The sequence below is a fragment of the Pseudomonas sp. PDM30 genome (assembly GCF_019218985.1).
GTDB lineage: Bacteria > Pseudomonadota > Gammaproteobacteria > Pseudomonadales > Pseudomonadaceae > Aquipseudomonas > Aquipseudomonas jessenii.
In genome coordinates this window covers 563,935-584,919 of sequence record NZ_JAHUWM010000003.1, presented here as the reverse complement: position 1 = coordinate 584,919, position 20,985 = coordinate 563,935, and the positions used below count along the sequence as shown (strand labels likewise).

At 59.9% G+C, this 20,985-nt stretch carries 24 protein-coding genes; 16 read left to right on the top strand and 8 right to left on the bottom strand.

Translation table 11 applies throughout. The features are described from left to right. Window positions 1-61 precede the first annotated feature (61 nt). Window positions 62-526: a CopD family protein gene (locus KW840_RS10010; RefSeq protein WP_218495057.1), complete on the top strand. Its 465-nt coding sequence runs from the start codon at window positions 62-64 to the stop codon at window positions 524-526. A gap of 153 nt (window positions 527-679) precedes the next feature. Here KW840_RS10010 and KW840_RS10005 read toward each other — a convergent pair whose 3' ends face one another. The 4 genes from KW840_RS10005 to KW840_RS09990 form a co-directional block, all read right to left on the bottom strand. Next, window positions 680-1,438 carry a hypothetical protein gene (locus KW840_RS10005; protein ID WP_090453531.1) on the bottom strand — a complete coding sequence of 253 codons (759 nt, stop codon included), beginning with the start codon at window positions 1,436-1,438 and terminating at the stop codon, window positions 680-682. Beyond that, window positions 1,431-1,709: a DUF1145 domain-containing protein gene (locus tag KW840_RS10000; protein ID WP_218495056.1), complete on the bottom strand. Its 279-nt coding sequence runs from the start codon at window positions 1,707-1,709 to the stop codon at window positions 1,431-1,433. The genes KW840_RS10005 and KW840_RS10000 overlap by 8 nt, the downstream gene beginning before the upstream one ends. Window positions 1,710-1,857: 148 nt before the next feature. Beyond that, on the bottom strand, window positions 1,858-2,565 hold the full coding sequence (locus KW840_RS09995) for an OmpA family protein (protein WP_218495055.1): 708 nt from the start codon (window positions 2,563-2,565) through the stop codon (window positions 1,858-1,860). A gap of 91 nt (window positions 2,566-2,656) precedes the next feature. Next, a complete protein-coding gene (locus KW840_RS09990; protein ID WP_057716121.1) occupies window positions 2,657-3,346 on the bottom strand; it encodes an OmpA family protein in 690 nt (229 codons plus the stop codon). Window positions 3,347-3,535: 189 nt separating this feature from the next. Between KW840_RS09990 and KW840_RS09985 the strand changes: the two genes are divergently transcribed. From KW840_RS09985 to KW840_RS09970, 4 genes are all read left to right on the top strand, one after another. Continuing rightward, window positions 3,536-4,033 carry a DUF6231 family protein gene (locus tag KW840_RS09985; protein WP_090453527.1) on the top strand — a complete coding sequence of 166 codons (498 nt, stop codon included), beginning with the start codon at window positions 3,536-3,538 and terminating at the stop codon, window positions 4,031-4,033. A gap of 4 nt (window positions 4,034-4,037) precedes the next feature. Further along, window positions 4,038-4,514 (top strand): YchJ family protein, encoded by a 477-nt coding sequence (locus KW840_RS09980; RefSeq protein ID WP_057716123.1) that lies wholly within the window; start codon window positions 4,038-4,040, stop codon window positions 4,512-4,514. An 87-nt stretch (window positions 4,515-4,601) separates the two neighbouring features. Continuing rightward, window positions 4,602-5,096, top strand: a complete 495-nt coding sequence (locus KW840_RS09975; RefSeq protein WP_090453523.1) for an LEA type 2 family protein — start codon at window positions 4,602-4,604, stop codon at window positions 5,094-5,096. Further along, the gene (locus tag KW840_RS09970; protein WP_015093814.1) at window positions 5,093-5,305 is read left to right on the top strand and encodes an SEC-C metal-binding domain-containing protein; all 213 of its coding nucleotides are present in this window, start codon (window positions 5,093-5,095) and stop codon (window positions 5,303-5,305) included. The genes KW840_RS09975 and KW840_RS09970 overlap by 4 nt, the downstream gene beginning before the upstream one ends. Window positions 5,306-5,461: 156 nt before the next feature. On the opposite strand, the gene KW840_RS09965 is transcribed toward KW840_RS09970, so the two are convergent. After that, window positions 5,462-6,019: a cysteine hydrolase family protein gene (locus tag KW840_RS09965; protein WP_150812934.1), complete on the bottom strand. Its 558-nt coding sequence runs from the start codon at window positions 6,017-6,019 to the stop codon at window positions 5,462-5,464. 194 nt (window positions 6,020-6,213) lie between these two features. Here KW840_RS09965 and KW840_RS09960 point away from each other — a divergent pair, with 194 nt between their 5' ends. The 6 genes from KW840_RS09960 (at window position 6,214) to KW840_RS09935 (ending at window position 13,214) form a co-directional block, all read left to right on the top strand. After that, the gene (locus tag KW840_RS09960) at window positions 6,214-8,664 is read left to right on the top strand and encodes a penicillin acylase family protein (protein ID WP_218495054.1); all 2,451 of its coding nucleotides are present in this window, start codon (window positions 6,214-6,216) and stop codon (window positions 8,662-8,664) included. A 352-nt stretch (window positions 8,665-9,016) separates the two neighbouring features. After that, on the top strand, window positions 9,017-9,799 hold the full coding sequence (locus KW840_RS09955; protein ID WP_057716127.1) for a transporter substrate-binding domain-containing protein: 783 nt from the start codon (window positions 9,017-9,019) through the stop codon (window positions 9,797-9,799). 56 nt (window positions 9,800-9,855) lie between these two features. Continuing rightward, the gene (locus KW840_RS09950; protein WP_057716128.1) at window positions 9,856-10,584 is read left to right on the top strand and encodes an ABC transporter permease; all 729 of its coding nucleotides are present in this window, start codon (window positions 9,856-9,858) and stop codon (window positions 10,582-10,584) included. Further along, entirely contained in the window at window positions 10,581-11,291 is a 711-nt protein-coding gene (locus KW840_RS09945; protein WP_057716129.1) for an ABC transporter permease, read from the top strand. The genes KW840_RS09950 and KW840_RS09945 overlap by 4 nt, the downstream gene beginning before the upstream one ends. Before the next feature lie 26 nt (window positions 11,292-11,317). Next, on the top strand, window positions 11,318-12,436 hold the full coding sequence (locus KW840_RS09940) for a succinylglutamate desuccinylase/aspartoacylase family protein (RefSeq protein ID WP_218495053.1): 1,119 nt from the start codon (window positions 11,318-11,320) through the stop codon (window positions 12,434-12,436). Between the two features lie 13 nt (window positions 12,437-12,449). Beyond that, a complete protein-coding gene (locus KW840_RS09935; RefSeq protein WP_057716131.1) occupies window positions 12,450-13,214 on the top strand; it encodes an ABC transporter ATP-binding protein in 765 nt (254 codons plus the stop codon). 132 nt (window positions 13,215-13,346) lie between these two features. Here KW840_RS09935 and KW840_RS09930 read toward each other — a convergent pair whose 3' ends face one another. Together KW840_RS09930 and dcd are read right to left on the bottom strand one after the other, a co-directional pair. Further along, window positions 13,347-13,556, bottom strand: coding sequence for a hypothetical protein (locus KW840_RS09930; RefSeq protein WP_008052149.1), 210 nt, complete (start codon window positions 13,554-13,556; stop codon window positions 13,347-13,349). Window positions 13,557-13,663: 107 nt separating this feature from the next. Continuing rightward, window positions 13,664-14,230 (bottom strand): dCTP deaminase, encoded by a 567-nt coding sequence (dcd, locus tag KW840_RS09925; RefSeq protein ID WP_007940589.1) that lies wholly within the window; start codon window positions 14,228-14,230, stop codon window positions 13,664-13,666. A 353-nt stretch (window positions 14,231-14,583) separates the two neighbouring features. Between dcd and KW840_RS09920 the strand changes: the two genes are divergently transcribed. Then, window positions 14,584-14,793: a cold-shock protein gene (locus KW840_RS09920; RefSeq protein WP_002554837.1), complete on the top strand. Its 210-nt coding sequence runs from the start codon at window positions 14,584-14,586 to the stop codon at window positions 14,791-14,793. Window positions 14,794-14,942: 149 nt separating this feature from the next. Here the strand turns inward: KW840_RS09920 and KW840_RS09915 are convergent, their stop codons facing one another. Next, complete coding sequence (locus KW840_RS09915; RefSeq protein WP_090453513.1) at window positions 14,943-15,950, bottom strand: DUF481 domain-containing protein; 1,008 nt, start codon at window positions 15,948-15,950, stop codon at window positions 14,943-14,945. A 130-nt stretch (window positions 15,951-16,080) separates the two neighbouring features. On the opposite strand from KW840_RS09915, the gene KW840_RS09910 reads away from it, so the two are divergent. From KW840_RS09910 to KW840_RS09895, 4 genes are all read left to right on the top strand, one after another. Beyond that, the gene (locus tag KW840_RS09910; RefSeq protein WP_219733057.1) at window positions 16,081-16,467 is read left to right on the top strand and encodes an MGMT family protein; all 387 of its coding nucleotides are present in this window, start codon (window positions 16,081-16,083) and stop codon (window positions 16,465-16,467) included. 44 nt (window positions 16,468-16,511) lie between these two features. Then, window positions 16,512-18,071, top strand: coding sequence for an AmpG family muropeptide MFS transporter (locus KW840_RS09905; protein WP_218495052.1), 1,560 nt, complete (start codon window positions 16,512-16,514; stop codon window positions 18,069-18,071). 143 nt (window positions 18,072-18,214) lie between these two features. Continuing rightward, window positions 18,215-19,930, top strand: coding sequence for a proline--tRNA ligase (locus KW840_RS09900; RefSeq protein WP_057716136.1), 1,716 nt, complete (start codon window positions 18,215-18,217; stop codon window positions 19,928-19,930). A 19-nt stretch (window positions 19,931-19,949) separates the two neighbouring features. Beyond that, on the top strand, window positions 19,950-20,903 hold the full coding sequence (locus KW840_RS09895) for a hypothetical protein (RefSeq protein WP_057716137.1): 954 nt from the start codon (window positions 19,950-19,952) through the stop codon (window positions 20,901-20,903). Window positions 20,904-20,985: the final 82 nt, after the last annotated feature.

Here is a 20,985-nt window from a genome sequence, read left to right as displayed (position 1 = left end):
TAGTTCGGTTCGGTCGCTATCATACCCCGCTAATGAATCCCGCGCAGAACGGAGTAACCCAATGACACCTTTTAGCCTCATTTATAGCCTGCACCTACTGGCGGCCCTGGTCTGGGTCGGCGGCATGTTTTTCGCCTGGATGGTCCTGCGCCCCGCCGCGATCAAGGCACTTGAAGGCCCTGCCCGGCTGAAGCTGTGGGTTGAAGTGTTTCAAGGCTTTTTCCGCTGGGTCTGGGTGGCGGTGGTGCTGTTGCCGGTCAGCGGCGTGGGCATGCTGCACATGCAGTTCAATGGTTTTGAAGCCGCGCCGCGCTATGTGCAGGTAATGATGGGCTTGTATGTGGTAATGACCGCGCTGTTCATCCGCATTCAGGCGCTGATGCTGCCGGAACTGCGCACCGCCGTGGCCGAGCAGGATTGGCCAGCCGGTGCAGCAGTGCTGGGACGGATCCGCCGGTTGGTGGGGATCAATCTGCTGGTAGGGTTGGCTTTGGTGGTGATTGCCGCGGCCCGGCCTATGTTTTGATTCTGCCGAACTTTTGTGGCAAGGGGGCTCGCCCCCGTTCGGCTGCGAAGCAGTCGTAAACCAGACACCACTAACCTTCGCGAATGCCGGAAATGGGGCTGCTTCGCGGCCCAACGGGGGCAAGCCCCCTCGCCACAGGGCTTTCGGCGCTTCTTACAACCGCTGCACCGTCACCGAACCAGCGGCACCTTCTGGCCCAGGCTGACCATCAGCCCCGGGTTTACCGCTCTTGCCACCATCGGCCTTGTAAATCAGGCAGCCCTTGGCCTTGCCACCCGCGCCCGGTTTGCCGCCCGGGCCGGCCAGGCCACCGGCGCCGCCAGCCACCTGAACCTTGATCCGGTCTGCCGGGAAGTCGTGCGGCACTGCCAGTTTGACCAGCGCCCCCGGTGCTCCCGGCTGACCATTGCTGCCATCGCTGCCATCGGCACCGCGACCGGCCTGCCCCCATGTGCAGCCCGGTTCCTGGCCGTTACCCCCATCAAGACCAACGAACCCCGGTGCACCCGCACCACCGCGAGCATCAACGGTCAATTGCGCTGCGTTCAGTGTCTTGATCTGCAAATCAAGGCTGCGCCCGGATCGAGCGGCCTTCTGGTAGGTCCCGGGTGAGCCACGGGAGGTGATCTGGCTGCCTTCGGACAAATCAGCGCGACGGACCTTCAGCGCCAGCGCCTGTTCCCCCGGCACGATGGCAATGCGCGCTTCACGCCCCAGATGCAATTCACCCACAGTGACTTCGGTGACGTTCGAAGGAATCAGCAAGGTGCCGTAATCGGCCACTTCCAGGCGTTCCAGTTGCAGGGCGCTGGCGGTGTTGGGCAAGCGCATCAGCGAGTTGGGTTCGACACTCACCACCTGTGCGCAGGCCAATGGGCTGATGAGTGCGGCGAGCAGACAGAGTTTACGCATGGGAAGCCTTCGAAGCGGTGGGGGCTGGAATGGTTTGCAGGTGGAATACGCCGAAAATGACGATCTTCAGGCGGTCAAGCCAAGGATGGGCGCGACCTCGAAGGCTGCGATAGCACAGCAACGCTTCCAGAAGATGGATGAACCCCAACAGGCCGCAGGCCAGGTTGACCAACGGGTGCAGCGGAAAGACAAACGGTGTGAGCAGATTGACCAGCACTACCGCCCAGAACAGCAAGGTCAGTAATCGCCCCAGTCCCCATATGACTTTCATACGCGCCCCCGATGAGAATTATTGTTTGCGCGCACAGTAACGGCTTCCACGCGGGATAAGCCAGAGGGCAAGGGAAAATTCTTCATGGAGGCCGCCGAACGGCCGTCGCAGCGATCACACCAGTCGCTCGACGGCTCTATCTCTTGGCTCAGCGGTTTATATGCAGTTCCACGCGACGGTTTTTCGCACGGCCTTCTTCGGTTTCGTTGTCGGCAATCGGTTGGCTCTCGCCCTTGCCTTCGCTGGTGATTTTGTTCGGCGCCACACCCTGGCTCAACAGGTATTCCGCCACGCTGCTGGCGCGCCGCTCCGACAAGGCCTGGTTATAGGCATCCGAACCGACACTGTCGGTGTGGCCGACCACCTTGATGCTGACCACATCGGCATCCTCGAACTTGCTCATCAACGCATCCAGTTGACTCTTCGCCGTCGGGGTCAGCTCGGATTGATTGAAGACAAACAGTACATCGCTCAGAGTAATGACTTCGGATTGCGCAGGCTCGACCTGGACGCTGTCCGGGTACTGCGGCACCACGCAACCGCGATGGTCGACCGGGGTATTGGCAGGGGTATCAGCGCAACGGTCGCGTCGGTCGAAAACGCCGTCGCCATCTTCGTCGCCATCCTGGGCATAGCAGATCAAGCCGCCGGACAAGATACCCAGCGCCGCCCCACCCCCGGCCCAGGCACTACTCTCGATTGCGCCCAGACCACCACCGACCAGACCGCCGATGAGGCTGCAAATTGGCCAGGTGCGTTGATTGAGGGGGGCGGTGCCATCGCTGTGGGTCGCGCAGCCGGTCAAGAGGCTGCCAAGTAGCAGAACCGGCAAGACGGTCCTTGTGAGAACGATCATGTTGAAAGCTCCTGTGTCCCCGGCCAATACCGGTTACACAGGAGTAAAGACCCGCATCCGCGACTGCACAAGGCGCGGATGCGAGGGGGGCCTAACGCTGGATTTTGATTTCGGTACGACGGTTCTGTGCACGACCGTCAGCGGTTTTGTTGTCAGCAACCGGCTGGCTTTCACCGGCACCGACAACCGACACGAAGTTGCTGCGAGGTACGCCTTGATCGATGAGGTATTCAACCACCGAGTGGGCGCGTTTATCCGACAGTTTCTGGTTGTAGGCGTCGCTACCCACGCTGTCGGTATGGCCGGTTACGGTCAGTTGAGCAGTCGGGGCTTCGGCTTTCAGGCGAGTGGCAATCTTGTCGAGTACCAGTTTGTCGGACGAGGTAAGCGTGGCTTTATCAAACTGGAAGTGGACATCGCGAATGACGATGGTTTCTTCCTGGACCACAACCGCTTCTTCGACCACAGGCGCAGGTGGTGGGCAACCGTTGGCATCGACTTGAACGCCTTTAGGCGTGCCTGGGCACTTGTCGCGACTATCCGGCACACCGTCGCCGTCTTCGTCGCCATCACCGTGCACCCAGCAATAAGCCGCTGCCGTACCGCCGACGAGCAGAGCACCATACCCTGCCCATGCCGAGCTTTCGGTCGCTCCGAGGCCCGCACCCACGACACCACCAACAGCCGCACAGGTCGGCCAGTCGGTTTTCTGCAAACCTGCGCAACCAGTCAAGACACTGGTTAGCAGAACCAAGGGTAATGCTGTCCGAACTATGCTCATCTAGTTTTCTCCTGAAGGATCGGCTTAGAACCGATTCAGGTAGTAAAGACCCGAGTTTTAAACTCCGCCAGCAATAGGCCATGCTGTTTATTCGCGTATTAACGGCAGCTTGGCGCTTTTGTCGCCAAGGCGCTCTAGGCCCGAACGTAAGGGCAGGCTAGTCTTGGCAGATCTGATTGAGGATCTTCGATGACTGCAGGTATTTCTTCACGCACGCCACAACAGGCACTGGCCGCGTTACTCGACCGATATGCCCCCGCACGTCTGTTGTTGATCGGCGCCAGCGAGTTCCCGGCACTGGAGGCTTTCAAACTCGCTCACCCGGACAGCTGCGTCGCTTTCGCCGCCCCCGGGCCGTTGCCCGACGAGTTGGCGGCCCGCCGTTTCGACCTGGCCCTGGTGGTCGATTGCCTGGAGCATCTGCCCAAGCGCGACGGCCTGAACCTGCTGGGTGGCATCCGCAACCTCAACGCCAGCCGCATCGCGGTGCTGGCGGATCTGCCGGCCTGTGGCTGGCAGGAAACCGACTTTTTCTCCCTGGCCCTGCAAGCCAGTGAACGCTTCCAACGGGACGAACAGGTCCTGACCCTGTTTACCTACGATCTGCTTGAATACAAACAAGTCCCCGACTGGCTCAATTCGCGCTTCTGGGCCAATCCGGAAAACTTCGGGAAATACTGGTGGTAATGCAATGAGTACATCCATTTGCCCTTGCGGCAGCGGCACCCTGCTCGACGCCTGCTGCGGTCACTACCATGCCGGACACCCGGCGCCGTGCGCGCAAACCTTGATGCGCTCACGCTACAGCGCCTATGTGCTGGGGTTGGTCGACTATCTGGTGGCCACCACCCTGCCCGCCCAACAGGCCGGCCTGGACCGTCAATCGATCAGCGACTGGAGCGCGCAAAGTACGTGGCTGGGCCTTGAGGTGGAAAGCTCCGAAGTGCTGGGCGGCCAGCCTGAACACGCTTTCGTGACCTTCACCGCGCGCTGGCACGACAGCAATGGCGAGCACAGTCATCGAGAGCGCTCATCCTTCGTACAGAACGCCGGGCGCTGGTATTTCATCGACCCGACCGTGCAACTCAAACTCGGGCGCAATGACCCTTGCCCGTGCGCGAGTGGGCAGAAGTTCAAGAAGTGTTGTGCGGGGTACTTCAGCAGCTAGTACATGGAATGACTGACCACCACGCAGGAGCTGTCGAAGGCTGCGATCCTTTGGGTCTAGACTGGAGCTCAAGGGAGAAACACCACGATGATCATCCGCCGCTGCGCACTCTGTCTGCTCACCTTGTTCCTGACACTGGGACTCGGCGGCTGTGCCTCGTGGTTCGACGACGACTTGCCGGACCCCGAGGTCCATCTGGTGAAGATCGAGGTGGTCAACGCCAAACTGCTGGAACAGAAACTCCTCCTGCATTTTCGCATCGACAACCCCAACGACAGCGACCTGACCGTGCGCGGTCTGGAGTACCGCGTTCACTTGGGCGACATACTGCTGGCCGACGGCGAGTACGAACACTGGTTCACCATCAGCCCCAGGCACAGCGCTTACTTCAAGGTACCGATCCGCACCAACCTGTGGTCCAAGGTCCGTGATCTGGCCAAACTGCTGAAAAAATCCGATCAACCCATTCCCTATCGTCTGGAAGGTGAACTGGAAACCGGTATATTCATCACCCACTACGTGCACCTGACGCGCAATGGCGTGATAATCGCCGCCGATTTAATTCCGGAGCAACACCGATGACCCAGCAACCCCATGTCCACGGCCCTGACTGCAATCACGATCATGATCATGACCATCACCACCATGATCACGACCACGGCCATGTCCACGGTCCGAACTGCGGCCACGCTCACCAGGAACCGGTGCGCAATGCCCTGAAAGACGTCGGCCGCAACGATCCGTGCCCATGCGGCAACGGCAAGAAATTCAAGAAGTGCCACGGCGCTTGATGCTTCGGGCGAAGACTTGCTTCGCCTGTTGAATCGCAATCCTCTCCTGTGGGAGCGAGCTTGCTCGCGATGACGGCAGCACATCAACTATCAATGTGTCAGTCAGACCGCTATCGTCGGAACGCCGCCCGGAGCAAGCTCGCTCCTACAGGTTTTTCAGTCAGCCGTTAAGACACATGCGGTGCTGACCACCGTCGCATACTCGCCGTGCAAATTCCCCAGCGACATCGCATGCACCACTTCGGCGCTATGGGCTTGGCCAAAGAAATCAGCCTTGTCGAAGGTAAAGCACGCATCCTCGGCCACCCACGTATCAAACCCCAGGTTGCCCGCGGTACGCGCCGTGGACTCCACCGAGTTGTGGGTCGCGACACCGACGATGATCAACTGCCCGATCCCCGCCTCGCGCAACTGCGCCTCCAGCCCCGTCGAACAAAACGCATCCGGCACCTGCTTCTGGATCAAGCGTTCACCGGCCATTGGCTCAAACCGTTCCTGAAACTCCACCCCCGACTGCTGCGGCCAGAATACCGAGTCCTCCGAGCGGGACAGGTGCTGCACATGGATCACCGGCCTAGCGGTGCATCGCCAATGGCCAAGCAAGTCCAGCATGCGCGCTTCGGCCTCTGGATTATTCCTGCGGCCGAGCCTGGGATGCAGGATGCCTTTTTGTTGATCGATGATGATCAGTGCCGCGTTTGCCTTGAGCTCCATGCCGACTGTTCTCCTAGATTGTTGAGCGTTTCGCACTTCAACATCTCCCATTGCGACTGACAAGACTGCGATCTTTCCGGTTTATCAGACAAATCCTGAAATAACCTTGTACCCCGCTTGCGCGGCCACCTCCCGCTCACTAACGTAGCGCCTTTATTGCGCGCCGCCGCCTCTACCCCCGCAGGAGCTTTGCCATGGCCTCGCCAGCCCTTACTCATTTTCTACCCCGGTTCGGCGTTGCCGCAGCAGTGGCCGGTGTGTTGAGCCTGACCGGTTGTCAGAACTTCAACGCCCAGGACACCCTCCCGCCGACCTCCGGCGTACAACCACTCAAGGGCCTGGCGCAGAGCGTTTCGGTGCGCCGCAATGCCATGGGCATGCCGCTGATCGAAAGCAACAGCTTCCACGACGCGCTGTTCACCCTCGGTTACGTGCATGCCAGCGACCGCATCACCCAGATGGTCACCCTGCGCCTGCTGGCCCAGGGCCGTCTGGCCGAGATGCACGGTGCGGACCTGCTGGATGCCGACCGTTACATGCGGGCGGTCAACCTGAAGAAAAGTGCTGGCGAGCTGTACAAGGCCTCTTCACCGCGCCTCAAGCGTTTCTTCGAAGTCTATGCGCGCGGGGTCAACGCCTACCTGTTCCGCTACCGCGACAAACTGCCGACGGATCTGGCAGCCACCGGCTACAAGCCTGAGTACTGGCAGCCGGAGGATTCGGCGCTGATTTTCTGCCTGCTGAACTTCAGCCAGTCGACCAACCTGCCGGAAGAAATTTCCTCACTGGTACTGGCCCAGACCGTCACCACCGACAAACTTGCATGGCTGACGCCGTCGGCTCCCGACGAAAAACTGCCGGTCGCCGAAAGCGAAAAACTGCAAGGCCTCAAGCTCAACGGGCAAATACCGGGGCTGGCCGAACTCAGCAAAGCCACGGGCCAACTGTCGGACCTGAACCTGTTGGGCGCCACTTCGTCGAACAACTGGGCCATCGCTCCACAACGCAGCCGCAGCGGCAAGAGCCTGCTGGCCAGTGACAGTCATGGCCCGCTGGGCGTGCCTTCATTGTTCAGTTACGTGCAGATTCGCACGCCGAAGTATCAGGCATCCGGCGTGACCATCGCGGGTCTGCCGATGGTGCTTGGAGGTTTCAACGGCAAGGTGGCGTGGAGCATGACGTCCGTGATGGGCGACAACCAGGATCTGTTCCTGGAGAAGATCAAGCGCCAGAGCAACGGGCTTACCTACGAAAACGCCGGGAAGTGGCAGCCGGCGATCGTGCGCAACGAAACCTATTTCGTCAAAGGCCAGCGGCCGATTCGCGAAGCGGTGTACGAAACCCGCCATGGCCCGCTGCTCAACAGCGCCCAGGGCACCACGCTGGCCAATGGTTTCGGCCTGGCCTTGCAGACGCCGAACTTCACCGACGACAAGACCCTGGACGCGCTCTTCGACCTGTCCCGCGCCCAGAGTGTCGAGAAAGCTTCGGATGCCAGCCGCGAAATCCGCGCCATTGCGATGAACCTGGTGTTCGCCGATGTCAGCCACATCGGCTGGCAAGTCACCGGCCGCTACCCGAACCGTCGCGAAGGCGAAGGCTTGCTGCCCTCGCCGGGCTGGGAAGGTCGATACGATTGGGACGGTTACGCCGACCCAATGCTGCACCCGTACGATCAGGACCCGGCTCAGGGCTGGCTCGGCACCGCCAACCAGCGGGTCATTCCCCATGGCTACGGCATGCAGCTGTCCAATTCCTGGGCCGCTCCGGAGCGCGGCGAGCGCCTGGCCGAACTGGCCGGTGCAGGCAAACACGACAGCCGCAGCCTGATCGCCATGCAATACGACCAGACCACCACCTTCGCTGCCAAGCTGAAGAAAATGTTCGAAGCGCCGGGTATGGCCCAGCCACTCAAACAAGCCATGGACGCCTTGCCGGCGGCCGATCGCGCCAAGGCACACGAAGCCTACAGCCGCTTGATGGCGTTCGACGGCAAGCTCGGCCCGACCTCCACCGATGCGGCCATCTACGAACTGTTCCTGCAGGAAAGCACGCGGCAGATCTTCCTCGATGAACTGGGCCCGGAAAGCAGCCCGACGTGGAAAGCTTTTGTCGCCGACGGCAAGTTGTCCTACGCGGCCCAGGCCGATCACCTGCTCGGGCGTGAGGACAGCCCGTTCTGGGATGACGTGCGCACCGCACAGAAAGAGGACAAACCGGCCATCCTCGCCCGCAGCCTCGCCGCCGCGATCAGCGCCGGCGACAGTCAGTTGGGTGGCGATCACAAAGCCTGGCAATGGGGCAAACTGCATCGCTATGAATGGAAAAACAGCAGCGGCCAGACCGTACGCGGACCGTTGCCGGCCGGTGGCGATCACACCACTCTCAACACCGCCGCCTTCGCCTGGGGCCAGGACTTCAACACCACGCTGGCGCCAGCCATGCGCTTTATCGTCGACTTCGGCCAGTCCGAACCGCTGATGGCGCAGAACGGCACCGGCCAGTCCGGCAACCCGGCCAGCCCGAACTACCTCAACAGCATCGAGCCGTGGTTCAAGGGCCAGTACATGAGCCTGCCGATGCAGCCGCAGAACTTCGACAACACCTATGGCAAGGCGCGGTTGACGCTGACACCCGGTAAATAACCCAGCCCTTTACTTGCCCGCGATAGCGGTCTGACATTCAAAATAGAGGTTGAATGTTGAATCGTTATCGCGGTTGCGCTGACTCAAGGACAAGTCATGTAACGAGGTGGAGTGCCCGGCCCTGCGAAACCTGCTCGGTCAATCCGTTCTTTTGTGGCGAGTTGATTTGGTGCACCCATTTCCCTGCGCCCGTTTTCGTGCATAAATCTGTCTCCGGCCATTTCCAAGCACCTAAATAAAACGCTTGTTCGGCACTCTGGTTCGGAAATTGCTACTTTCAACAGGTCTTACGCTTTCCAGTAACAATAATTCTGCGCCACAAGCGCTCATATTGGTTTTTAGGGATTGAATAATGAAAAAAGCATTGCTGACCCTTTCTGCACTGGCGTTGTGCATGGCGGCTGGTTCCGCCATGGCGAAGGAGTACAAAGAACTGCGTTTCGGCGTTGACCCTTCCTACGCACCGTTCGAATCGAAAGCGGCCGATGGCAGCCTGGTAGGCTTTGACATCGATCTGGGGAACGCGATCTGCGCCGAACTGAAGGTCAAGTGCAAGTGGGTCGAGAGTGACTTCGATGGCATGATTCCGGGCCTGAAAGCCAATAAATTCGACGGCGTGATTTCGTCGATGACCGTTACCCCGGCCCGTGAAAAAGTCATCGACTTCTCCAGCGAGTTGTTCTCCGGCCCAACCGCCTACGTGTTCAAGAAAGGCTCCGGCCTGACCGAGGACGTCGCTTCGCTGAAGGGCAAAACCGTAGGCTACGAGCAAGGCACCATCCAGGAAGCCTACGCCAAAGCCGTTCTCGACAAGGCCGGCGTGAAAACCCAGGCCTATCAGAATCAGGATCAGGTGTATTCCGACCTGACTTCCGGCCGTCTCGACGCAGCGATCCAGGACATGCTGCAAGCCGAACTGGGCTTCTTGAAGTCACCAAAAGGTGAAGGCTACGAAGTCAGCAAGCCAGTCGACAGCGAACTGCTGCCTGCCAAAACCGCGGTCGGTATTAAGAAAGGTAACACCGAGCTGAAAGCACTTTTGGATAAAGGTATCAAAGCGTTACACGATGATGGCACCTACGCCACCATTCAGAAGAAACACTTTGGCGATCTGAATCTGTACAGCGGCAAATAATGCCCGGCGCCCATCTTTCGATGGGCGCTTTTTTCATCCGATCAGGTTGCTGATTTATGTTCGAAACCTTATTAGAAAATCTGGGGCTCTCTGCCTTCAGCCTCAAGGGCTTCGGTCCGCTGCTGATGCAAGGCACCTGGATGACGATCAAGCTGTCGGCGTTGTCGCTGTTGCTGGCCGTGCTGCTCGGGCTGCTCGGCGCCAGTGCCAAGCTGTCAAAAGTCAAACTGATGCGCGTGCCTGCCCAGCTCTACACCACACTCATTCGCGGCGTTCCGGACCTGGTCCTGATGCTGCTGATCTTCTACAGCCTGCAAACCTGGCTGACCTCGTTTACCGATTACATGGAATGGGAATACATCGAGATCAACCCGTTCAGTGCCGGGGTCATCACCCTGGGTTTCATCTACGGTGCGTATTTCACTGAAACCTTCCGGGGCGCGATTCTCGCCGTCCCACGGGGTCAGGTCGAAGCAGCCACCGCCTATGGTCTCAAGCGCGGCCAGCGTTTCTGGATCGTGGTGTTCCCGCAGATGATGCGTTATGCCCTGCCGGGTATCGGCAACAACTGGATGGTGATGCTCAAGGCCACGGCCCTGGTGTCGATCATCGGCCTCGCCGACCTGGTCAAGGCTGCCCAGGACGCCGGTAAAAGTACCTATCAGCTGTTTTATTTCCTGGTGCTTGCCGCGCTGATCTACCTGGTGATCACCAGCGCGTCCAACGTCATCCTGCGCTGGCTCGAACGTCGTTACTCCGCCGGGACCCGGGAGGCCGTACGATGATCGAACTCCTGCAGGAATACTGGAAACCCTTCCTCTATAGCGACGGCAACAACATCACCGGCCTGGCCATGACGATGTGGCTGCTCAGCGCTTCGATCTTCATCGGTTTTATCGTGTCGATCCCGCTGTCCATCGCCCGTGTATCGCCGCACTTCTACATCCGTTGGCCGGTGCAGTTCTATACCTACCTGTTCCGTGGCACGCCGCTCTATATCCAGCTATTGATCTGTTACACGGGGATCTACAGCCTGGCCGCCATTCGAGCCCAGCCCGTACTGGACGCGTTCTTTCGCGATGCGATGAACTGCACAATCCTGGCCTTCGCCCTGAACACCTGCGCCTACACCACGGAGATCTTCGCCGGGGCCATCCGCAGCATGAACCACGGCGAAGTCGAAGCGGCCAAGGCTTACGGCCTGACCGGCTGGAAACTGTATGCCTACGTGATCATGCCATCGGCCTTGCGTCGCTCGTTGCCGTACTACAGCAACGAAGTGATCCTGATGCTGCACTCGACCACCGTGGCCTTCACCGCGACCATCCCGGACGTGCTCAAAGTTGCTCGGGACGCCAACTCGGCGACCTTCCTGACCTTCCAGTCGTTCGGCATCGCCGCGCTGATCTACCTGACCGTCACTTTTGCGCTGGTCGGCCTGTTCCGCCTTGCCGAACGCCGATGGCTGGCCTTCCTCGGGCCGACCCACTAGGTCTCAACCTGCTTCAGGAACAACAGATGCGCCACCAGAAACATGACCTGCTGGCCCCGCTGCCGGGGACCGCGAGACAGATCCACAGCTTTCACTTCGGCCCTCAATCGGCCAACGGCAAGATCTACATCCAGGCCTCCCTGCACGCCGACGAAATGCCCGGCATGCTGGTGGCCTGGCACCTCAAGCAACGCCTGGCGGAGCTGGAAGCCGCCGGGCGCCTGCGCAGCGAAATCGTGCTGGTGCCCATCGCCAACCCGGTGGGCCTGGAACAGGTGCTGATGGATGTGCCGCTGGGTCGCTACGAGCTGGAAAGCGGCCAGAACTTCAACCGCTGGTTCGTCGACCTCAGCGAGGAAGTCGGCAACGCGATCGAAGGCAAGCTCGGTGACGATCCGCAGCACAACCTGCAATTGATCCGCAGCAACCTGCGCGACGCGCTGGCCCGGCAGACCGCCGGCACCCAATTGCAATCCCAGCGCCTGACCCTGCAGCGACTGGCCTGCGACGCCGACATGGTGCTCGACCTGCATTGCGATTTCGAAGCGGTCGCGCACCTCTACACCACACCTGAAGCCTGGCCGCAGGTCGAGCCGCTGGCCCGTTACATCGGCGCCCAAGCCAGCCTGCTGGCAACCGATTCCGGTGGCCAGTCGTTCGACGAATGCTTCACCCTGCTCTGGTGGCAATTGAAGGATCGCTTCGGCGAGGACTTCGACATTCCGCCGGGCAGTTTTTCGGTGACCGTCGAACTGCGCGGTCAAGGCGACGTCAATCACCCGCTGGCCAGCCTCGATTGCCAGGCACTGATCGATTACCTGATCCATTTCGGCGCGATCGCCGGCGAACCCGCGCCCCTGCCCGACCTGCCCTATCCGGCGACACCGCTGGCCGGTGTTGAGCCGGTGGCCACGCCCGTCGGCGGCCTGCTGGTGTTCACCGCGCGGCCGGGCCAGTACCTGGAAGCCGGGCAACTGATCGCCGAGATCATTGATCCGGTCAACGATCTGGTCACTCCCGTTCATTGCGCCACAGCCGGGCTGATGTACGCCCGCTCGCTGCGCCGCATGGCCACTGCCGGCATGGTGATCGCCCACGTCGCGGGCACCGAAGCCTATCGCAGCGGCTATCTACTTTCGCCTTGAGGATGCACGCCCCATGTACAAATTGACCATCGAAGGCCTGCATAAAAGCTACGGCGACCATGAAGTCCTCAAAGGTGTTTCGCTCAAGGCCAAAACCGGCGACGTCATCAGTCTTATCGGCGCCAGCGGCTCGGGTAAAAGTACCTTTCTGCGCTGCATCAACTTCCTGGAACAACCCAACGATGGCGCCATGAGCCTCGACGGGCAGAACATCCGCATGATCAAGGATCGTCACGGCATGCACGTGGCCGACGCCAATGAACTGCAGCGGATTCGCACCCGCCTGGCCATGGTGTTCCAGCATTTCAACCTGTGGAGCCACATGACGGTGCTGGAAAACATCACCATGGCGCCACGCCGGGTGCTGGGCTGTGACAGGAAAGAAGCCGAGGATCGCGCCCGGCGCTACCTCGACAAAGTGGGGCTGGCCCCCCGTGTGGCTGACCAATACCCGGCATTCCTGTCCGGCGGTCAGCAACAACGGGTAGCGATTGCCCGTGCACTGGCCATGGAGCCGGAAGTGATGCTGTTCGACGAACCGACTTCGGCGCTGGACCCGGAACTGGTGGGTGAAGTGCTCAAGGTGATCCAGGGCCTGGCCGAAGAAGGCCGGACCATGATCATGGTGACCCACGAAATGAGCTTCGCCCGCAAAGTGTCGAGCCAGGTGTTGTTTCTGCACCAGGGCCTGGTGGAGGAAGAAGGCGCACCGGAAGAAGTGCTGGGCAATCCGAAAAGCGAGCGGTTGAAGCAGTTCCTCAGCGGCAACCTGAAGTAACACCTGACAAAAAACCTGTGGGAGCGGGCTTGCTCGCGAATGCGGTCTGACATTCAACATTTGTGTTGTCTGGCACACCGCTTTCGCGAGCAAGCCCGCTCCCACATTTTTTGATCTGTAGTGTCTGGATTATCAGACTACTGGCGCAGGCGGCGGCTCATCCGGCAGCGTAGGCTCGCCCGGCTCATTAGGCTGCTCGTTCGGGGTATCAGGATCAGGCTGGCCGGGAATACCCCCTGCCATGCTGACGGGCGGGTGTGCCAACAAGGACCAGGCCAGAACGCCAACCTGATTGGGTTCAAGCCTTGCCAGTTCGGCACTGATTCGCGGATCGATCTTCATTCGGCACTCCTGAGCGATGACCCGACCCACCTTGCGCGGATCGGAACAGTACACCCCATAGAGTGTACGCCCGCTCAGGAATTCCCGGCATTTGCCAGACGGTTGACTCAGGTGCGAGGCAGGGTCACGCCACGCTGGCCCTGATACTTGCCGCCACGGTCCTTGTAGGACACTTCACACTCTTCGTCAGACTCAAGGAACAGCATCTGTGCCACGCCCTCGTTCGCGTAGATTTTCGCCGGCAGATTGGTGGTGTTGGAGAACTCGAGGGTCACGTGACCTTCCCACTCAGGCTCGAGCGGTGTGACGTTGACGATGATGCCGCAGCGCGCATAGGTGCTTTTACCCAGGCAAATGGTCAAAACATTACGCGGAATGCGGAAATATTCGACGGTGCTGGCCAGGGCGAAGGAGTTCGGCGGAATGATGCACACGTCGCTGTGGATGTCGACGAAGCTGCCGGCATCGAAGTTCTTCGGGTCGACGATGGCCGAATTGATGTTGGTGAACACCTTGAAATGATTGGTGCAACGCACATCGTAGCCGTAGCTCGACACGCCGTAGGAGATCACACGGCTATCGTCGCTGCCGCGCATCTGGCGCTCGACGAATGGCTCGATCATGCCGTGTTCCTGCGCCATGCGGCGAATCCACTTGTCCGATTTGATGCTCATGGCGGGTGTCCTGAATAGCGAGGTCGAAAAATTCTGTCCGGCATCTTACCGGGCGCGCCGCCGGGTTCAAAGTCCGCGGTGCAATTCTCGCCGAACAGGCGGGAATTACCTGCGCTGGCGACGAACCGTCACACCGCCGATCCTTAAAACAGAGAAACCTGTGCAAGAAGCATTGGCACGTTCCGGAAAAAGGGTTAAGGTGGCGTCACTGTGCTGCTTGTGTCACTGAGAATCTCTACACGATATGTTGAATTTCGATCCAACCATCTACAAGAATTTTTCCTGCTCTTTGCACTCAGTCTCGGCCAGGGTTCTTCCTGAGTCGCAGTTATCTTTGTTCAAGGAGTTACACCATGTCTAATCGCCAAACCGGTACCGTTAAGTGGTTCAACGATGAAAAAGGCTTCGGCTTCATCACTCCACAATCCGGTGACGACCTGTTCGTTCACTTCAAAGCTATCCAGTCCGACGGCTTCAAAAGCCTGAAAGAAGGCCAACAGGTTTCTTTCATCGCTACCCGCGGTCAGAAAGGCATGCAAGCTGAAGAAGTTCAAGTTATCTAACTTGTACTTGCTTTAGTAAAAAGCCCCGCCCTCAACAGCGGGGCTTTTTTGTGGGCGGGTGTTTTGTCCACACAAAAAAGATCGCCGCCTTCGACAGCTCCCGGGTTGCCCCTGCAGGCGCTGTCGAAGGCGGCGATCTTTTGATGCTGTTACCAGGTCACGCCAAACCCTGCGGTGTAGCGTGTCTTGTCCAGATCCGCATCGTCGGCGCCGCTGATGATATCGCGTTCCGCCTTCAGGTTCAGCGAAGCCCAGTCAGTCACCTTGTAGCGCAACCCCATCTCGGCATCGAGCGCGTAGTCGGCCACGCCCGACAGCGGCTTGCCGACCTCACCATTGGTGAAGAACTCGACACGTTTGCCGATCAGGTAGCGGTTGTAGTCCCACTTCATGGCCAAGGCGTAGAAATTTTCCTCGCTGCCATCGGAGAATTCATAGTCCGTGCGGTTGACCAGCGAGCCCAGGGAGAACGCCCCGAGTTCGTTATCCCAGAACTGATAGCCGGGACCGGTACCGACGGTGCGTTGACGGGAAAGGTCTTCGACCTTGTCGCGTTTGTAGACCAGGCGCCCCTGCCAGAACCATTGCTCGGTCAGGAATCGGTCGATGGAGTATTCCGCCCGCCAGTTGTCCGTGGTCACCACGTCGTCCTGGAACTCACGGTTGTACTCACCTTCAGCGGTGTGCCGCCAGCGCCCGTGTCGCGCACTGGTCTTGAAGTCGATGTCGTAGTCATCGGTGTCGTTTTCCGCCCGCTGATAATCCAGCGCGACATCGACGTTGCCTTTCCACACCAGATCCTCGACCACCGGTTTTGGCTTGAGAATCTGCTGGATGCTCGCCAGTTCGACCGTCTTCGGTCCCTCGCCGTTGGCCAGCGTGACCTTGCCGTCGTCCGCCGCTTTCAACGATTTGGCTTTCTCACCACTGTAGGCATCCTGCTTGACCAGCAACTCCTGATCGCTGTCCAGGGTCTTGACCTGTTTCCAGTCGATCGTCACCGCACCGGCGTACTCGGTCTGGATCAGCAGCTTTCCGCCATCGAACAGCGTGATCTTGCCGCTCAGCTTGTCACCGTTCTTCAACCACACGGTATCGGCCAGCAAGGGAGAGGATGCGCCAAGGACGGCGAGACACAGCAGGGATCTGGACAACATAAACAAAATACAGGCTCAGGCTTGCGAGAAAAGTCGGCATTATCCGTAGGAACAATGCCCTGACAAGGACTGACCCGACTATTTCTGTTGAGTTCATTTCTCAACTTCCTGCGCAGGAATTACTCTACAGATGGTAAGGCAAACTTCTTCAGGACTGACGGACGTGACCGATCCAACCGAAGACCCCGAGAGTGCAGCGCAAATCCGACGCACGGCGCTGTATTTGACACTGGCACAAGTACCCGAGGGCAAAGTCGTCAGCTACGGCCAGTTGGCCGAGCTCGCAGGACTGGGTCGCGCCGCCCGCTGGGTCGGGCGCACCCTCAGTCAACTGCCCGGCGACAGCAAGTTGCCCTGGCACCGTGTTCTGGGCGCAAACGGGCGTATCAGCCTGCCGGTCGGCAGCCCTTCGGGTGATGAGCAGCGCGCACGATTACGCATGGAGGGCATCAGTGTCCTGAATAATCGTGTTGATATTCAGCGCCATGGCTGGCGTCCGGTAGAGCACAGCGGTTAGAGTGCGCGCTTTGTTTCCGTATTTCTTGAGGCAGACTCCAGCCCATGCCCCGTAAAACCTGGCGCGCCGCGCTCGCCGCTTATGCCAGCCCCTCGACACTCGTGCTGTTGCTGCTTGGTTTCGCCGCCGGCCTGCCCTACATGCTGGTGTTTTCGACGCTTTCAGTCTGGCTGCGTGAAGCCGGCGTGGCGCGTGAAACCATTGGCTATGCAAGCCTGATCGGCCTGGCGTATGCCTTCAAATGGGTCTGGTCACCCCTGCTCGACCAATGGCGACTGCCATTGCTCGGCAAACTCGGTCGACGAAGGTCCTGGCTCGTGCTGTCCCAGGCACTGGTTATCCTTGGCCTGATCGGGATGGGTTTCTGCGACCCGCAAAAGCATTTGTCCTGGCTGATCGCCATTGCCGTCGTCGTCGCTTTCGCATCAGCGACGCAGGACATCGCGGTCGATGCCTACCGTCTGGAAATCGCCGAAGACAACCGCCAGGCCGCACTGGCCGCCAGTTACATGTCCGGTTACCGGGTCGCCGCGCTGCTGGCTACCGCAGGCGCGCTGTACTTCGCCGAAGGTTTTGGCTCCACCGGCTTCAACTACAAGCATTCGGCCTGGGCCGGCACTTACATCCTGTTCGGTGCCCTGATGGTCCCGGCACTGCTGACATCCCTGTTCATGCGCGAGCCGCCAGTACCATTGCGCACGCAACTGCAGGCCGGGCGCTACAGCTTCGTGCATCAACTGGCCTCGGTGTTCGTGCTGATCGTATTGCTGGTGTCCGTGCCGGCCATGTTCACCCAGCTCTACAACACCGACTTCGCCAGCGTACTGTTCGAAGGCGAGAGCCTGCTCGACCTGCTGCTGGAGGACCGCGCCTTCCTGCGCGCGATTCTCTATACCACCCTCACCGCCCTGTGCCTCTCGGCCATGGGCCGCCGCGGCCTGGCGCCAGTGCTGACACCTGTCAACGACTTCATCCTGCGATACCGCTGGCAAGCGCTGCTGCTGCTCGGCTTGATCGCCACCTATCGGATGTCCGATACGGTCATGGGCGTGATGGCCAACGTGTTCTACATCGACCAGGGCTTCACCAAGGACCAGATCGCCAGCGTCAGCAAAATCTTCGGCCTGATCATGACCCTGGTCGGCGCCGGCATGGGCGGCCTGCTGATCGTGCGTTTCGGCATCCTGCCGATCCTGTTCATCGGCGGTGTCGCCTCCGCGACGACCAACATCCTGTTCCTGATGCTCGCCGACATGGGCCCCAACCTGAACATGCTGGTGCTGACCATCTCCCTGGATAACTTCAGCTCGGGCCTGGCGACCTCGGCGTTCGTCGCCTACCTGTCGAGCCTGACCAACCTCAAATTCTCCGCCACCCAATACGCCCTGCTCAGCTCGATCATGCTGCTACTGCCACGCCTGATCGGCGGCTACTCAGGGGTCATGGTGGAGAAGTTCGGTTATCACGACTTCTTCCTGATTACCGCCCTGCTGGGCGTCCCGACCCTGCTGTTGATCGCCTTGCACTGGTTCCAGGAGAACCGCCGTGAAGGTCCGACACCTACACCGGAACCGGTGCACACCCCGGTCGCCGAAGAATCGTAGGTTCTTTACGCAGGAAGAATCGCGGAGGGCCGAGTGAATCGCGCCCTCCTGCCACACCACCGACCGCACGCCTGTACGCCAGCGGATCTCGCCCGTACAATGCTCCGTCATATCTCGTCATCAGCAATCGATAACGGCCAACCATGCGCACCAGTCAATTTTTGCTCGCCACACAAAAAGAAACGCCTTCCGACGCGGTCGTGATCAGCCACCAGCTGATGCTGCGCGCCGGCATGATCCGCAAACTCGCCTCAGGCCTGTACACCTGGCTGCCGATGGGCTTGCGGGTAATGCGCAAGGTCGAAGCCGTCGTTCGTGAAGAAATGAACGCTGCCGGCTCTCTCGAAGTGTTGATGCCAAGCACGCAACCGGCTGAGCTGTGGCAGGAATCCGGGCGCTGGGAAGAGTACGGCCCTGAATTGCTGCGCTTCAAGGATCGCCACGGTCGCGACTTCTGCGCCGGCCCGACCCACGAAGAAGTCATCACCGATCTGATGCGCAACGAATTGAGCAGCTACAAGCAGCTGCCGATCAACCTGTACCAGATCCAGACCAAATTCCGTGACGAAATCCGCCCACGCTTCGGCTTGATGCGCGGCCGCGAATTCATCATGAAGGACGCCTACTCCTTCCACGCCGACCAGCCTTCGCTGCAGGTCACCTACGACCGCATGCACCAGGCCTACTGCAACGTGTTCACCCGTCTGGGCCTGAAGTTCCGCCCTGTAGAAGCCGACAACGGCTCCATCGGCGGTGCCGGCTCCCACGAGTTCCACGTACTGGCCGAGTCCGGTGAAGACGACATCGTGTTCAGCAACGGCTCCGACTACGCCGCCAACATCGAAAAGGCCGAAGCCGTGCCTCGCGAAACCTCGCGTGCCGCTGCGACCGAAGAGCTGCGCCTGGTCGACACACCGAACGCCAAGACCATTGCGCAACTGGTCGAAGGCTTCAACCTGCCGATCGAGAAAACCATCAAGACCCTCGTGGTGCATGCTGAAGAGAAAGGCAAGCTGATTGCCCTGATCATCCGTGGCGACCATGAGCTGAACGAAATCAAGGCCGCCAACCAGCCAGGCGTTGCCAGCCCGCTGGTCATGGCCTCGGAAGGCGAACTGCGCGAGGCCATTGGCGCTGGTGCCGGTTCCCTCGGCCCGTTGAACCTGCCGCTGCCGATCATCATCGACCGTTCGGTCGAGCTGATGAGCGACTTCGGCATCGGTGCCAACATCGATGATAAACACTACTTCGGCGTGAACTGGGAACGCGACCTGCCTGTTCCGACCGTTGCCGACCTGCGCAACGTCGTGGCCGGCGACCCGAGCCCGGACGGCAAGGGCACCCTGGAGATCAAGCGCGGCATCGAAGTCGGGCACATCTTCCAGCTGGGCAACAAGTACAGCAAAGCGATGAAATGCGAAGTGCTGGGCGAGAACGGCAAGCCGGTCACCCTGGAAATGGGCTGCTACGGCATCGGTGTGTCTCGCGTGGTGGCGGCTGCCATCGAGCAGAACAACGACGAAAACGGGATCATCTGGAGCGACACCCTCGCGCCGTTCCAGATTGCCCTGGTGCCGCTGCGCTATGAAACCGAGCAGGTTCGCGAAGCCACCGACAAGCTGTACGCGCAACTTACCGCTGCCGGCTTCGAAGTGCTGCTGGATGACCGTGACAAGAAAACCAGCCCGGGCATCAAGTTCGCGGACATGGAGCTGATCGGCATTCCACACCGGATCGTGGTCAGCGACCGCGGCCTGGCCGAAGGCAACCTGGAATACAAGAGCCGTACCGAGGCCGACGCACAAGCGCTGCCGGTCGCCGACGTACTGTCCTTCCTTCAGGCCCGCATCCGCCGCTGATAGCAGATATAGAGACGTCATGTTCAAGCGAAACACCTTAGGCCTCGGTGGTGCCGCCTTGTGCGGCGCCCTGCTGGTCAGCGGCTGTGCCAATCAAATGTCACAACGCAGCGAGCACGAGGAACGTGTCGAGCGCAAATTGCTCGATCACAGCCTGCAGATCGATGTCGGTGAGCCCAAGGTGCTTGAGCTTCCGCAACGGCGGGTGAAAATCCACGAGCAGAAGACTTTCGAAGTCACCGAATACGAAGTCACGCGTCACTATGACCGCTATACGCCGTACCAACCCTGGCGGGAGATTTACGAAATCCCGCTGGGCGCGGTGGCCGTGGTAGCGGGTGTCGGTGCCAACGTGGTCAATGTGTTTGCCCTCGGCAATTTGCCGGACAGCGTGACCAAGGACTGGCTGAGCTACGGTTTCGCCGGGCTCAACCCGTTCATGAACGTGCAGTCCCATGGTCGCGCGCAGCAGAACCTGGCCGGCATTGATGAAGTCCAGCGCGACAAGCGCACGGAGTACTCAAGCCTGCCCTGGAGCGAGCGCCCGGTCGAGGTCAAGGCCGGCAAGGAAACCTTCGAACTGACCACCGACAAAAACGGCGTGTTGCGCCTGAATCTGTTGGACAACCCGTTCGCCGAACATGACATCAATCACCTGAGCCGATTGCTGATTCGTGTCGAGGATGCCAAGGACGACGTACACACCGACTCCTCGCTAGCCGTCAGCAGCACCTTACGCAGCAAGCTCTATGAGGCCCACGGGCTGATTTATGACGATCTCGAGGGCGACGAAGTCAATCAGTGGGTCCACCGGGTCAAGCGCCTGTCGGAGCTGGGTCTTGAAGAGGAAGCCAGTGAGCTGGAACAGAGCCTGATCGAACTGACGCGCAATGATCCCGAATTGCAGACTGAGTTCCTGAAGTCACTGGCCCGCAATGGCGAGCGACTGGTAGCGAATCCGGGGCTGAACTAAACGCGAGCAGGCTCGCTCCCACATAGGATTTCAGGTGTTCACAAATCCAATGTGGGAGCGGGCTTGCTCGCGAAGGGGCCCG

Bases quoted from the DNA above. Each gene is read 5' to 3' on its own strand.
- KW840_RS10010 (WP_218495057.1), top strand. From the start codon at position 62: ATGACACCTTTTAGCCTCATTTATAGCCTGCACCTACTGGCGGCCCTG.
- KW840_RS10005 (WP_090453531.1), bottom strand. From the start codon at position 1,438: ATGCGTAAACTCTGTCTGCTCGCCGCACTCATCAGCCCATTGGCCTGC.
- KW840_RS10000 (WP_218495056.1), bottom strand. From the start codon at position 1,709: ATGAAAGTCATATGGGGACTGGGGCGATTACTGACCTTGCTGTTCTGG.
- KW840_RS09995 (WP_218495055.1), bottom strand. From the start codon at position 2,565: ATGATCGTTCTCACAAGGACCGTCTTGCCGGTTCTGCTACTTGGCAGC.
- KW840_RS09990 (WP_057716121.1), bottom strand. From the start codon at position 3,346: ATGAGCATAGTTCGGACAGCATTACCCTTGGTTCTGCTAACCAGTGTC.
- KW840_RS09985 (WP_090453527.1), top strand. From the start codon at position 3,536: ATGACTGCAGGTATTTCTTCACGCACGCCACAACAGGCACTGGCCGCG.
- KW840_RS09980 (WP_057716123.1), top strand. From the start codon at position 4,038: ATGAGTACATCCATTTGCCCTTGCGGCAGCGGCACCCTGCTCGACGCC.
- KW840_RS09975 (WP_090453523.1), top strand. From the start codon at position 4,602: ATGATCATCCGCCGCTGCGCACTCTGTCTGCTCACCTTGTTCCTGACA.
- KW840_RS09970 (WP_015093814.1), top strand. From the start codon at position 5,093: ATGACCCAGCAACCCCATGTCCACGGCCCTGACTGCAATCACGATCAT.
- KW840_RS09965 (WP_150812934.1), bottom strand. From the start codon at position 6,019: ATGGAGCTCAAGGCAAACGCGGCACTGATCATCATCGATCAACAAAAA.
- KW840_RS09960 (WP_218495054.1), top strand. From the start codon at position 6,214: ATGGCCTCGCCAGCCCTTACTCATTTTCTACCCCGGTTCGGCGTTGCC.
- KW840_RS09955 (WP_057716127.1), top strand. From the start codon at position 9,017: ATGAAAAAAGCATTGCTGACCCTTTCTGCACTGGCGTTGTGCATGGCG.
- KW840_RS09950 (WP_057716128.1), top strand. From the start codon at position 9,856: ATGTTCGAAACCTTATTAGAAAATCTGGGGCTCTCTGCCTTCAGCCTC.
- KW840_RS09945 (WP_057716129.1), top strand. From the start codon at position 10,581: ATGATCGAACTCCTGCAGGAATACTGGAAACCCTTCCTCTATAGCGAC.
- KW840_RS09940 (WP_218495053.1), top strand. From the start codon at position 11,318: ATGCGCCACCAGAAACATGACCTGCTGGCCCCGCTGCCGGGGACCGCG.
- KW840_RS09935 (WP_057716131.1), top strand. From the start codon at position 12,450: ATGTACAAATTGACCATCGAAGGCCTGCATAAAAGCTACGGCGACCAT.
- KW840_RS09930 (WP_008052149.1), bottom strand. From the start codon at position 13,556: ATGAAGATCGATCCGCGAATCAGTGCCGAACTGGCAAGGCTTGAACCC.
- dcd (WP_007940589.1), bottom strand. From the start codon at position 14,230: ATGAGCATCAAATCGGACAAGTGGATTCGCCGCATGGCGCAGGAACAC.
- KW840_RS09920 (WP_002554837.1), top strand. From the start codon at position 14,584: ATGTCTAATCGCCAAACCGGTACCGTTAAGTGGTTCAACGATGAAAAA.
- KW840_RS09915 (WP_090453513.1), bottom strand. From the start codon at position 15,950: ATGTTGTCCAGATCCCTGCTGTGTCTCGCCGTCCTTGGCGCATCCTCT.
- KW840_RS09910 (WP_219733057.1), top strand. From the start codon at position 16,081: ATGGTAAGGCAAACTTCTTCAGGACTGACGGACGTGACCGATCCAACC.
- KW840_RS09905 (WP_218495052.1), top strand. From the start codon at position 16,512: ATGCCCCGTAAAACCTGGCGCGCCGCGCTCGCCGCTTATGCCAGCCCC.
- KW840_RS09900 (WP_057716136.1), top strand. From the start codon at position 18,215: ATGCGCACCAGTCAATTTTTGCTCGCCACACAAAAAGAAACGCCTTCC.
- KW840_RS09895 (WP_057716137.1), top strand. From the start codon at position 19,950: ATGTTCAAGCGAAACACCTTAGGCCTCGGTGGTGCCGCCTTGTGCGGC.